The organism is Micromonospora sp. NPDC005254, from assembly GCF_042872525.1.
Taxonomy (GTDB): Bacteria; Actinomycetota; Actinomycetes; order Mycobacteriales; family Micromonosporaceae; genus Micromonospora.
In genome coordinates this window covers 329,718-341,510 of the sequence record NZ_JBIAKM010000007.1, presented here as the reverse complement: position 1 = coordinate 341,510, position 11,793 = coordinate 329,718, and the positions used below count along the sequence as shown (strand labels likewise).

General features: G+C 73.3%; 10 protein-coding genes. 5 read left to right on the top strand and 5 right to left on the bottom strand.

Annotated elements, in window-relative coordinates; genetic code table 11:
* Positions 1–8: 8 nt before the first annotated feature.
* A complete protein-coding gene (locus ACFYPR_RS22940; RefSeq protein ID WP_387262357.1) occupies positions 9–1,220 on the bottom strand; it encodes a cytochrome P450 in 1,212 nt (403 codons plus the stop codon).
* Between the two features lie 67 nt (positions 1,221–1,287).
* Complete coding sequence (locus tag ACFYPR_RS22935; RefSeq protein ID WP_387262470.1) at positions 1,288–2,565, bottom strand: SGNH/GDSL hydrolase family protein; 1,278 nt, start codon at positions 2,563–2,565, stop codon at positions 1,288–1,290.
* A 310-nt stretch (positions 2,566–2,875) separates the two neighbouring features.
* Between ACFYPR_RS22935 and ACFYPR_RS22930 the strand changes: the two genes are divergently transcribed.
* From ACFYPR_RS22930 to ACFYPR_RS22920, 3 genes are all read left to right on the top strand, one after another.
* Positions 2,876–4,441 carry an AMP-binding protein gene (locus tag ACFYPR_RS22930; RefSeq protein ID WP_387262355.1) on the top strand — a complete coding sequence of 522 codons (1,566 nt, stop codon included), beginning with the start codon at positions 2,876–2,878 and terminating at the stop codon, positions 4,439–4,441.
* A complete protein-coding gene (locus ACFYPR_RS22925; protein ID WP_355067801.1) occupies positions 4,438–5,661 on the top strand; it encodes an MFS transporter in 1,224 nt (407 codons plus the stop codon). Before ACFYPR_RS22930 ends, ACFYPR_RS22925 begins: the two co-directional genes overlap by 4 nt.
* Positions 5,662–5,895: 234 nt before the next feature.
* Positions 5,896–6,819 carry an aminoglycoside phosphotransferase family protein gene (locus tag ACFYPR_RS22920; RefSeq protein ID WP_387262352.1) on the top strand — a complete coding sequence of 308 codons (924 nt, stop codon included), beginning with the start codon at positions 5,896–5,898 and terminating at the stop codon, positions 6,817–6,819.
* 34 nt (positions 6,820–6,853) lie between these two features.
* Here ACFYPR_RS22920 and ACFYPR_RS22915 read toward each other — a convergent pair whose 3' ends face one another.
* Positions 6,854–7,429 carry a hypothetical protein gene (locus ACFYPR_RS22915; protein ID WP_387262349.1) on the bottom strand — a complete coding sequence of 192 codons (576 nt, stop codon included), beginning with the start codon at positions 7,427–7,429 and terminating at the stop codon, positions 6,854–6,856.
* Between the two features lie 304 nt (positions 7,430–7,733).
* Here ACFYPR_RS22915 and ACFYPR_RS22910 point away from each other — a divergent pair, with 304 nt between their 5' ends.
* Together ACFYPR_RS22910 and ACFYPR_RS22905 are read left to right on the top strand one after the other, a co-directional pair.
* Positions 7,734–8,690: an exo-alpha-sialidase gene (locus ACFYPR_RS22910; protein ID WP_354860697.1), complete on the top strand. Its 957-nt coding sequence runs from the start codon at positions 7,734–7,736 to the stop codon at positions 8,688–8,690.
* 9 nt (positions 8,691–8,699) lie between these two features.
* Positions 8,700–9,371, top strand: a complete 672-nt coding sequence (locus tag ACFYPR_RS22905) for an SGNH/GDSL hydrolase family protein (RefSeq protein WP_355067797.1) — start codon at positions 8,700–8,702, stop codon at positions 9,369–9,371.
* A gap of 72 nt (positions 9,372–9,443) precedes the next feature.
* Here ACFYPR_RS22905 and ACFYPR_RS22900 read toward each other — a convergent pair whose 3' ends face one another.
* Positions 9,444–10,802, bottom strand: coding sequence for a hypothetical protein (locus ACFYPR_RS22900; protein WP_387262345.1), 1,359 nt, complete (start codon positions 10,800–10,802; stop codon positions 9,444–9,446).
* A complete protein-coding gene (locus ACFYPR_RS22895) occupies positions 10,802–11,767 on the bottom strand; it encodes an alpha-ketoacid dehydrogenase subunit beta (RefSeq protein ID WP_387262342.1) in 966 nt (321 codons plus the stop codon). The genes ACFYPR_RS22900 and ACFYPR_RS22895 overlap by 1 nt, the downstream gene beginning before the upstream one ends.
* Positions 11,768–11,793 lie beyond the last annotated feature (26 nt).

Sequence of the window (11,793 nt, the reverse complement as noted above, 5' to 3'; positions counted from 1 at the left end):
CGGGTCTCCTATCCGCCGGTGCTGACCAGCAGCTTGTCGATGCCGCGCAGGAAGAGGCTGCCGCTGTACGTCGGGGTCTCGGTGACCGCGAGCCGGGGGAACCGGGCGAACAGGCGGGGCAGGGCGAGGCGTCCCTCCAGCCGGGACACCGCCGCGCCGAGGCAGAAGTGCAGGCCCACACCGAAGGCCAGCGACGGCGGGCCGGGGCGGGTGGGGTCGAAGACGTCCGGGTCGGGAAACCGCGCCGGGTCCCGGTTGGCGGCCCCGATGATGATGAGCACGTTGTCGTCGCGGGCGACCGGCACGCCGGCCAGCACGGAGTCCTGCGGCGCGGCCCGGGCGAGGAAGTGCACCGGGCTCTGCAGGCGCAGCACCTCGTCGACGCAGCCCCGGGCGAGGTCGTCGTCGGTGGGCAGCGCGGTGACCGCCCCCGGGTGGGCCAGCAGCAGCGGCAGGCCGTTGCTGAACATGTAGACGGTGGTGACGAAGCTGGCGTTGAACAGGACGATCAGGTTGCTGATCAACTCCTCCTCGGTCAGCTCCACCTCGCCCGCGCCGACGGCCTCGACCAGAGCGCTGATCAGATCCTCGCCGGGCGTGCGGCGGCGGTGGGCCAGCAACTCCCGGTAGAACGCCCGCAGCTCCTGCGCCGCCGTGTTCGCGGCGGCCAGCCGCTGCGGGGTCTTCCCGGCCACGTCCAGGAACTCGTCGATGCGCTCCACCCGGTCCCGGTACCAGGGCAGCTCCCCCGCCGGGATGCCGATGAACTCCGCCATCACCAGGGCGGGGATCGGGTACGCGAAGTCGGCCACGAAGTCGACGACGCCGCCACCGGCGTCGGCCATCCTGTCCAGCAGCTCGTCGACGACCCGCAGGATCACCGGCTCCAGCGCGCCGAGGCGGCGCGGCGTGAAGGTACGGGAGAAGACGTGCCGCATCCGGGTGTGGTCGGGCGGGTTGATGAACATCATCGAGGTCTGGAAGGTGCGCAGGATCTCGTGCTCCTCCCAGCCCGGCGGCGGCTGTTTGGTCCACTGCGGATCGCGCAGCAGCCCGTCGATCAGGTCGTACCCGACCGCCACCGCCGCCACCGTGCGGTGCTCGGCGCGGGGCGGCACCGCGCTGACCGGCCCGAGCCGGTGCAGCTCGGCGTACCACGGGTACGGGTTCTGGCGGCCTTCTTCGCTGTAGAGGCCGGTGAGCAGGTCCTGCACCGTCACGACGTTCTCCTCCCCAGGATGTCGGCGCCCCGGGGCGGCGGGATCGGCCGCCGCCCCCGGGCCGGTGTCACAGGTTGAACAGCCGCAACGGGACGGCGTCGGCCATCGCCTGGTTGCCGGCGTCGTTCGGGTGGATGTGGTCCCCCGAGTCGTACGCGGGCAGCAACTGGCTGGGCCGGGCCGGGTCACGCAGCACCCGGTCGAAGTCGAGCAGCCCGTCGAACTCCCGGCTGCCGCGCAGGTACGCGTTCACTGCCTGCCGGGTGGCCTCCTTCTCCGGCGTCCACACACCCGGGGCGCCGTGCCCCTCGTACGGGGTCAGCGTGGCCACCAGGCTGGTCAGCCCGCGCTGCTGGAGCTGCTGGTTGATCTGCCGGAGGGTGGCGATGATCGCCTCCGGCGGGTCGTTGGACATCCAGATGTCGTTGATGCCCAGGTGCGTGACGACCGTACGGACCCCGGTCTGGGGAAAGACGTCCTCGTTGAGGCGGGCCGCCGCGTTCGGGCCGAGCTGGAAGTAGCCGGGGTAGTCGCCGGCGCCCGGCTCGGTGCCCTCGTGGTTGAGGCGGTTGCCGGCCAGGCTCAGGTTGAGCACGCCCGGGGTGCGCCGATCCGGACGGTCGGCGAGCAGCCGGTCGGAGAGCAGGTCGGGCCAGCGCCGGTTGGCGTTGACCGTGCTGCCGTTGCCGTCGCCGATGGAGTCGCTGAGCACGACCAGCGCCCCCGGACTGCCCTTGCGCTGCACGTCGATGCCGGACAGGAAGAACCAGCAGCAGGTGGGTCGGATGGTGAACCCGCCGCCGTCGGCGGCCCCGGTCAGGTCGCCGGCGCCGATGAAGTTGGTCTGCTGGGACTGCCCGTGGAAGGTGGTCGGCCCGGTCGGCGTCGGGAAGTGCAGGGTGACCACCAGGTCGCTGTCGTCCGCGACGGTGAAGGTCAGGGGGTCGCTGAGCAGCTCGGCGCCCCGGTTCATGGTGGCCGAGGCGGCGCCGGTGAACGTCAGCGCGCGCAGCGAGGCCGGGTCGATGTCGGAGACGTCGTCGACGGTCGCGGTGTTCGGCCGGGCGACGGTGGCGCGGCCCACCCGGACCGCCTGCTCGCCGTAGAGGTTGCTCAGCCGTACGCGCAGGGCCGGGCCACCCACGGAGACGTGTACGACCATCCGGACGCTCTGGTTGTTCAGGCCGGTGTTGGTCAGGCCGACCGAGTTGCCCCGGGTGACCGCGGCGGCCCAACTGCCCGCCCACTCGCCCCGGTCCGGCCGGGCCGCGGCGGTCGGGGATCCGCCGGCGCTGGCGACGACGGCGGGTGTTGCCGTGACCAGCAGCGCCGCGGCCGCGGCGATGACATGCCATCTCTTCGGGGTCGACATTGAACCTCCATCGTGTGGCAGCCCAGGGCCGTCCGCTGACGGCTCCCGCCTGGACGATGGTCCAGAAACCTAGCCGCCGCCGATGACGGGCGTCAATCAACCTGATCGACGCGATCAAATGTCCACCGGGCCTGCCGGATCGCCCTTCGGCCCGGTCCTGCCGCGCCCTCGCCGGCCTAGGCTCGCAGGCGGCGGCGGTGCGGTCGCCGAACGCGCGCCCACCGCCCGCGACGTCACCGGGAGCTGCCCGGAGACCGCCGCTTCTCGGATGGGGGTTTGCCGGATGACTGACGGACCCGGGCACGCGACCTACGTGGACAGGGCACTGGATCTCTTCGCCGACTTCGGCGACCGGGAGGCGCTGGTCGGCGGTGGCCGCCGCTTCACGTACACCGAGGCCGCCGCGCTGGTGCGTGCGATGGCTGTGGCGCTGACCCGGCACGGCGTACGGCCCGGCTCGGCGGTGCTGGTGACCGTCGCGAACGCCGTGGAGGGGCCGCTGCTCCAGCTCGCCCTGCACCTGATCGGCTGCCGGACGATGTGGGTCGCCCCGGTCACCGCCCGCCGGGAGGTCGACGAGTTCATCCGGCTGGCCCGCCCCGACGCCCTGGTCTACGACGCCCGCGACCCGGCCAGCCTGGGGCCGGAGCTGGCCGCCGCGCTGCCCGGCGTACCGGTGTGCTGCCTGGGCCCCGGCGGCGCCGGCCCGGACCTCACGGCCGACGCCGAACCGAACCCGGCGCTGGCGCTGCCGGCGGCCGTCCGCGCGCCGGAGTCGTTCCTGCAGACCAGCGGCACCACCGGCACCCCCAAGCTGGTGCACCACACCGAGAGCTTCTACGCCCAGATCCGCACCCTCGCGGCCGACTTCCGCGCCGCCGGGTTCCCCGTGCTGCGGCACCTGTCGCACTCGCCGATGTGGCTGGCCAGCGGGCAGATCACCACCCTGTTCAACCTGTTCACCGGCGGGGTGCTGTACCTGCGCGACGACTGGGACCCGGCGGCGTTCGTGGCCACCGTGCAACGGGAGCGGATCAACTCGACCTTCGTCACCCCGCCGATGCTCTACGAGCTGCTGGACCATCCGGCGCTGGTGGGCGCCGACTTCTCGGCCATGTTCATGTTCAACGTGGGCGCCGGGCCCGCCGCGCCCGCCCGGCTGCGCCAGGCCATCGCGCGCTTCGGCCCGGTACTGCGCATCGTGTACGGCCTCAGCGAGGCCGTGGTCATCACCGCTCTGCCCGGACTGACCGACGATCCGGAGCACCCGGAGCGGCTGCGCTCCTGCGGGCGGCCCTACGGCGACGTGCGCATCGAGATCCGCGACGACGACGGCACGGTGCTGCCGCCGGGCCGCGACGGCGAGGTGTGGGTGCGTACGAAGCTGGGCTTCGCCGGCTACCACGGCCAGCCCGAGTTGACCGCGCAGACGCTCGTCGACGGGTGGGTCCGCACCCGCGACATTGGCCATCTCGACGGCGACGGCTTCCTCTATCTGGTCGACCGGGCGCACGACATGATCGTCACGCACCGGCGGAACTGGGCGATCTTCTGCCGCCCCATCGAGGACGTCCTGGCCGGGCACCCGCAGGTGCGGGCCGCCGCGGTGATCGGCGTGCCGGACGAGACGGTGGGCGAGGTGCCGTACGCGTACGTGGTGACCGCGCCCGGCGCGACGGTCACCGGGGCGGAGCTGATCGACCTGGTGACCGCCGAGCTCAACGAGATGTGGGCGCCGGCCGGGGTGGAGTTCGTCGACCGGTTGCCGGTGAACCGGTCGGTGAAGGTGGACAAGCGGGCGCTGCGCGCGCAGTACGCCGCGCGCCGGGCGGCGGCGGTCGGGACGTGACCCCCCGCCGGCAGCTGGTCGTCCTGGTCAGCGCGGACCTGGTCTCCAACCTGGGCACCCGCATCTCGGTGGTGACCATCCCCTGGCTGGTGCTGGTCACCACCGGCAGCCCGACCAAGATGGGTCTGGTCGCGTTCGCCGAGACGCTGCCGTACCTGCTGTCCAGTGCCCTGGGCACGCCCTGGGCGGACCGGATCGGCCTGCGCCGGACGTCGATCCTGTGCGACGCGGGCAGCGCGGTGGCCATGGTGGTCGTCGCGTTGACCCCGTGGCTGGGCTTCGCCCCCCTGGTGGCGCTGGTCGCGGTGGCCGGCGCGCTACGAGGCATCGGGGACCGGGTCAAGCACGTCATGTTCCGGCCGGTCGCCGAGGCCGCCGGGGTGCCGCTGATCCGCCTGACCTCGGCGTACGACGGGTTGAGCCGGGTGGTGACGCTGTTCGGCGCCGCCGTGGGCGGCCTGTTGATCGCCGCGTTCGGGGTGAGCCAGGCGATCCTCATCGACGCGGTCAGCTTCGCGATCTGCGCCCTGCTGATCGGCCTCCTGGTCCGACCCCCGGCCGCCCCGGCGCAGCCCACCGCCCCGGTCGGCTACCTGCGCGCGCTGCGCGACGGGTTCGGCTACCTCGGTCGGGACCGGCCGCTGCTGGGCATGCTGGTCGTCGTCTCGGCGCTGAACATGGTCGCCAACGCCAGCGTGGCCGTCTACATCCCGTTCTGGGTCGCCCGAGAGCTGCACGGCCCCAGCGGGCTCGGCCTGGTGCTGGCGGCGTTCTCGGCGGGCGCGCTGCTGGGCAACGTGCTGTTCACCGCGCTCGGTCCCCGGCTGCCCGGCCGGCTGACGTTCCTGCTCGGGGCGACGGTCGCCGGCACGCCTCGACTGGTCGCCCTGGCGATCAGCGACGAGTTGCCGGTCGTGCTCGTGGTGACGTTCCTGTCCGGCATCGGCATCGCGGCGGTCAACCCGCTGCTCGGGGTGGCGCTCTACGAGCGGGTGCCGGCGGATCTGCAGACCCGGGTGCTCGGCATCGCCGGATCGCTGGCCTTCGTCGGCCTGCCGGTCGGCGCGTTGCTCGGCGGCTGGTCGGTGGACGCGCTCGGGCTCACCCCGGCGCTGCTGGCCATGGCCGTGGCGTGCCTGCTCGTCACCGCATTCCCGCTGGTGGCGAGGGCGTCCAACCCGAAGGCGCCGACGCGGCCCACACCTGCCGCCACCGCCTGATGCCCTGCTGCCCAGCGGCTCGCAACCGTCTCGTGCGCCCCCTTTGCTCTGCTTACACCCACGCAACACTTTCGGGGCGTCGGTGTTGCGGCGGTTGAAGCAGAGCAAAGGAGGCAGTTGAGGTACGGCCAGGCCCGCACCTCCCGGACACCTGTCCCGAGCGCTGGCCCGGCCGGTTCCACTGTCGGCGCAAATCGGTTGCGGGCGGCCGGCGGAGCCCGCAGGCTCGGGCGGATGAGCGCACAGCCCGCACCCGACGTGCCGGACGTTGACGAGACGACGGCCCGGCGCATCGACGTGGGCCTGGTCCGCCGACTGGTCGCCGAGCAGTTCCCCCGGTGGGCCGAGCTGCCGGTACGCCCGGTCGAGGTCGGCGGCTGGGACAACCGGACCTTCCACCTGGGTACGGAGATGACCGTGCGGCTGCCCAGCGGGGAGGGCTACGCGTTGCAGGTCCCCAAGGAGCAGCGCTGGCTGCCGGTACTCGGCGGGCAGCTGCCGCTGGAGATCCCTACCCCGCTGGCCCACGGGCGACCCGGCGCCGGCTACCCGTACCCGTGGTCGGTCTACGGCTGGATCGACGGCCGGACCGCGCGACCCGAACGGATCGACGACCCGACCCGGTTCGCCACCGACCTCGCCGCCTTCCTGTGCGCCCTGCGCGCCGTCGACACCACCGACGCCCCGGCGGCCGGCCCGCACAGCGCCTGGCGCGGCGGTCCGCTGTCCACGTACGACCCGGAGACCTGGGCGGCGATCGAGACGCACCGCGACCGGCTGCCCGTCGACGTGGTCACCGACATCTGGCAGGCCGCTCTCGATGCCACCTGGTCCGGGCCGCCGGTCTGGTTCCACGGCGACGTCGCGGAGGGCAACCTGCTGGTTCGCGACGGTCGGCTCGCCGCCGTCATCGACTTCGGCTGCTGCGGTGTCGGCGACCCCGCCTGCGACACGGTGATCGCCTGGACCCTGCTGCGCGGCGCCGCCCGGGCGGCGTTCCTCGACGCGCTCGACGTCGACACGGCCACCTGGGCGCGCGGGCGCGGGTGGGCGCTGTGGAAGGCGCTCATCACGCTGGACGCCCCGGAGCCGGCCACGGCGGCCTGGGCTCGGCGGGTGCTCGCCGAACTGCTCGCCGAACACGCCGTGTCCCGCTGATCCCCTCCGCACCGGGCCCGGCCGGGGCGACTCGTCAGGGACCGGTTCGGACCGGGGTGGAGTGTTCGGTCCGGCAGCGCGGGCAGCGCAGCTTCGCCCCGGCGGCGACTGTCGGCACGCGCAGCCGCTGCCCGCAGCCGCAGGTGAACTCCCGGGCCGAGCGCAGGTACTCGGCGCGGTCGCGGCGTGGCCAGCGGCCGTGGCAGCGGGCACACCACTTCGGCGGGTAGCTGTGATACCAGGCCAGCCCGAACGCTCCCCCGACCATCAGGCTGCCGGGAACCAGCAGGCCCAGCGGCGCGAGCAGGGCAGGCCACAGGGCGCCGACGCCGTCGGACAGCACCGCGCCGACCACGACCAGCACGACCAGCGGCACACCGAGCAGGGTGAACCCGAAGCCCCACGCGAAGGCCAGCAGCGACAGCAGGAACACCGCCCACATGCCGCCGGGCGCCCACCGCCGGACGCCGTACCCGCCGCAGCGTGGACAGTTCGGCGAGGCACGGTGCGGTACGGCCCGCAGCGCCTTCGGCGCGAGCCACTCGGTCAGTTTGCCGAGGATCGCCTCGACCAGCTTGCTCGCCAGGGCCTGCAGAAAGGCGCTGAGCATCGGCACCTCCCTCCGACCGGCACGCCAGCCCAGGTCGGCTGGCCCACCGCCATCGTGGCGGACCCGTGCCAGCGCACCGCCCCACCGCGCCGACGCCACCGCCTCGATGACGCCGATCCGACAGGGTCAACGGACCTCGTCGTTCGTCGTCCGTTCTTCTGCTGGCCGCGCGGGCGTCGGCCGGGGCGGCTAGCGTCGGCCCGTCGCGGCCGCGCCGGAGCCCGTCGGGCCGGAGAACGGCCGACCCGGCCGCGCGTCGGCCCCGGGATTTACCGCTCTTTCCGCAGCCAGGAGGCCGCCGCGCATGACGTCGTCGTCACCCACCCACCGCCGCACCGCCGAGGTCACCGCCGTGCGGCGGATCGGCGACAGCGCGCCGCACAGCGCGTTCACCGACCTCGTCCGGTACGCCGGCATGTGGTTCTGCGCCTTCCGCGAGGCGCGGACGCACCTCTCCGGTGACGGCGTGATCCGGGTGCTGACCTCGGCGGACGGTCGGGCGTGGAACTCCGCGGCGGTCATCCGGCAGGACGGCGTCGACCTGCGCGATCCGCGGTTCGTCGTCCGGCCCGACGGACGCCTGCAACTGTTCGCGGCGGCGGCGACCGGAGAGACGAGCAAGACGTTCGACACGGTGACCTGGCTCTCCGGGGACGGGCGCAGCTGGGGCGACCCGGTTTCCGTCGGCGAACCGGGCGTCTGGGTGTGGCGGGCCGCCTGGCACCACGACGCGATGTACGCCGTCGGCTACGCCACCCGGGGGCCACGGTTCGCCCGGCTCTACCGCAGCGTCGACGGCGTCGACCTGCGCCAGTGGGTGCCGACGCTGTTCGAGGGCGGCTACCCCAACGAGTCGGGTCTGGCCTTCGCCCCGGACGGCACCGCCCACTGCCTGCTGCGCCGCGACGGCGACAGCGCCACCGCGCAGCTCGGCCGGGCCCGACCGCCGTACCGGGAGTGGACCTGGACCGACCTGGGGGTGCAGGTGGGCGGGCCGGCGCTGCTCCGGCTGCCCGACGGACGGCTGCTGGCCGGCGTACGGCTGCTCGACGGCGACGTCCGCACCGCGATCTGCGCCGTCGACCCGGAGCGCGGCGCGCTGACCGAACTGGTCGCGTTGCCCTCCGGCGGCGACACCAGCTACCCGGGCCTGGTCTGGCACGACGATCTGCTCTGGGTCAGCTACTACTCCTCCCACGAGGGGCGTACGTGCGTCTACCTGGCCGAGGTCAGCCTGGCCGAGGAGGCGGCGGTCGGTTAGCGTGCCGGCATGCCATCGACGCTCGACGAAGCGACCGATCCGTACTGCCTTCGCCCCGGTGAGGCCGGCGAACTGCTGCGCGGGCACCCGTGGCGGCGGTTCGTGGCGATCGGCGACAGCGTGGTGGAGGGCATGTGCGAGCCGACCCCGGGCTACCCGGACGTGCAGTGGGTCGACCGGGTCGCCGCCGAGCTGGCCGCCGTCCGCCCCGAGCTGGCGTACCGGAATCTGGGTCGGCGCGGGCTGCGCGCGCACCAGGTGCGGGCCGCGCAGCTCGCCCCGGCGCTGGCCTTCGAGCCGGACCTGGCGCTGGTGGTCTGCGGCGGCAACGACGCCTTTCATCCGGCGTACGACGCGGACGCGGTGGACGCCGAGCTGACCGCGATGATCAGCGCGCTACGGGACACCGGCGCGGACGTGATCACGGTGGGCATGTTCGACGTGTCGCACAGCCCGGCCGTGCCCGAGCACGTGCGCGCCGGCCTGGGGGAACGGATGCGACGCCTCTCCGCGCACACGGCGCGGCTGGCCGAACGCCTGGGAACGGTCCACGTGCACCTCACGGACCACCCACTGACGGCCGACCCCACCCTCTACAGCACCGACGGCCGCCACGGCAGCGCCCGCAGCGACGCGGTAGCGACAGCCGAAACCCTCCGCGCCCTCCGACCGCGACGGTGATCATGAAGTTATTGCCGTCCGGCACGGCGTGTCGGGGCAATAACTTCATGATCAACCGGTTGGGGGTCGGGGTCAGTCGGACAGGAGGATTCCCGTCAGGAGGACTCCGTGGGCCAGGTTGAGGATTCCGTCGCCGCCGGGAAAACCGACCCTCGCCAGGCCGCCGGAGGCGTGGCGGCCGAACAGGTAGGGGGCCAGGGAGTACGGGACGTGGGCCGTCACCGTCTCGCCGGTCTCGATCTGCACGAAGTCCATCGGCACCCGGTCGGCCGGCAGATACCGCTGCAGGATGTTGCCGCCCCGGTCGACGGCCGCGCGCAGGCCGTCGGCCCAGTCCGTCGGGCTCAGCTCGGGGCCGATCAGCACACCGTGCCCGGCTGAGCCGTCCGCCGGTTTCGCCACCAGCTCGGCCTGCTCGGCGATCGCCCGGTCGAGCACCGCGACGGTCAACGGCACCGTGTACGGCACGTGCCGGCGGATCAGCGTCTGGTCGTCGGCGGGCAGGGCGTCCACGTCCTCCCACAGCCAGGCGAAGGTGGTCTTGTTGCCGAGCAGCCAGGCCGCCGCCGACACGAACATCGGCAGCGTGCCGGCGGCCAGCGCGCCGGCCACCGCGTCCAGGCCGGCGGTCGGGGTGACCCGGTTGGGCACGAAGAGGCGGAACAGCGCGTCGACCGGCGCGCCGTCGACCACGAGCCGGTCGTCGGCGGCCAGGGTGGCGGTGGACAGGGGCGCGATGACCAGGTCGATGCCGAAGTCCCGGGCCCGTACGGCGAGCGGGCTGAGGATGCGGATGAACGTCTCCGGGTCGTCCAGGCCCGGATAGTCGGCGTCGAAGTCCATCAGCAGCGCCAGCCGGGCGCCGTCGGGCAACCCCAGCTCCTCGCGGATCGCCACGAAACGCTGGTCCAGCAGCGACGGCGCGGCGCGTACCGGCAGCTCGTCGAGGATGCCGTGCTCGGCGTAGAGCTGCGCGAACCGCTGGATGACGGTGTCGGCGTCGAATCCTCCCCCGAGGCTGCTGTCGATGTTGTACTCGACGAACTTCGGCACGCCCTCGGTGAAGATCACATCGGGCCGGTACGCGGCCAGCAGCGCCTCGGTCAGCGGCTCCGACTCGTCCAGCAGTCGGGTCTCCCCCGCCGGGACGCCGAGCAGCCGGCGCAGCTCACCGGCGGTGTCCACCCGCCGCCGGCAGGCGTTCAGGATGAGTTGGGCCAGCCGGTCGCAGACCTCGTTCAACTCCCGCCAGGCGTCGGCGGTCAGGACCGGGGGGCGGGCCAGCCGCCACTCTTTGTTGTAGGTCGCCCGCCCGTGGAAGACGCGTTCCCAGGCGGCCGCGCCGCTGGCCACCATGGCCCGGCGGGCCGGCTCCGGCAGGTCGGTCCAGGCCCCGTCGGCCGACGGCCACGAGTAGTTCGGGTCGATCATTATGAGTCCTTCATGGTCAGGTGGATGGCGGTGGCGAGCTGCTCCCGGGACGGCTGCACGGCGCGGTCCAGGGCGGGGGCGAACGGCAGCACCGCGCCGTCCGGGCGGGTGACCCGGCGCGGCGGGGCGAGCAGCCGGACCCGCTCCACCACCGAGGCGATGATCTCGGCGGCCATGCCGCAGGAGCGGTTGGCGTCGTCGAGCACCACGAGACGCCCGGTGCGGGCCACCGACTCGGTCAACCCGTCGATGTCGAAGGGGTACAGGGTGCGCGGGTCGAACACCTCCACCGAGACCTGGTCGGCCACCTCCTCGGCGACCGCGAGCGCGTCGTGCACCAGGTGCCCTACCGCGACGACCGTCACGTCGTCGCCGAAGCGGTGGATGCGGCCCCGGCCCAGCGGCACCGGCTCCAGATCGGACACGTCGTCGCGCCTGTCCATCGCCCCGGCCGGGGCGAACACCACCACCGGGTCGTCGTGCCGGATCGCGCTGACCAGCAGCCCGTACGCGTCGGCCGGGGTGGCCGGCACGACGGTGACCACGCCGACGTGGGCGAAGAGGCTGTACGGGTGGTCGGAGTGCTGCCCCGCCCAGCCGGTACGCGAACCGGAGCCGGGCACCAGGTAGGTGACCGGCACCGCGCACTGCCCGCCGGTCATCAGCGGGAACTTGTGCGCGTGGTTGACGATCTGCTCGAAGACCAGGAACAGCAACGACGGGATCTGGAACTCGATCACCGGTCGCAGCCCGGCCAGCGCCGCCCCGGTGGCGAAGCTGGTGAACGCCTGCTCGGACAGCGGGGTGTCGCGGACCCGGTCGACGCCGAACCGTTTGGCCAGCCCGGTGGTCACCAGCGACGCGCCGACCTGGATGTCCTCGCCGAGCAGGAACACCGCCTCGTCGCGGGTCAGCTCGTCGGCCAGCGCCCGGGTCAACGCCCGGCGGTACGACAGTCGGGGCACCTCAGCCACCTCCGGTGCGCACGGTC

What these genes read in the sequence shown, in the direction of transcription:
- ACFYPR_RS22930 (WP_387262355.1), top strand. Translation starts at nt 2,876, where the DNA reads ATGACTGACGGACCCGGGCACGCGACCTACGTGGACAGGGCACTGGAT.
- ACFYPR_RS22920 (WP_387262352.1), top strand. Translation starts at nt 5,896, where the DNA reads ATGAGCGCACAGCCCGCACCCGACGTGCCGGACGTTGACGAGACGACG.
- ACFYPR_RS22915 (WP_387262349.1), bottom strand. Translation starts at nt 7,429, where the DNA reads ATGCTCAGCGCCTTTCTGCAGGCCCTGGCGAGCAAGCTGGTCGAGGCG.
- ACFYPR_RS22910 (WP_354860697.1), top strand. Translation starts at nt 7,734, where the DNA reads ATGACGTCGTCGTCACCCACCCACCGCCGCACCGCCGAGGTCACCGCC.
- ACFYPR_RS22905 (WP_355067797.1), top strand. Translation starts at nt 8,700, where the DNA reads ATGCCATCGACGCTCGACGAAGCGACCGATCCGTACTGCCTTCGCCCC.
- ACFYPR_RS22900 (WP_387262345.1), bottom strand. Translation starts at nt 10,802, where the DNA reads ATGATCGACCCGAACTACTCGTGGCCGTCGGCCGACGGGGCCTGGACC.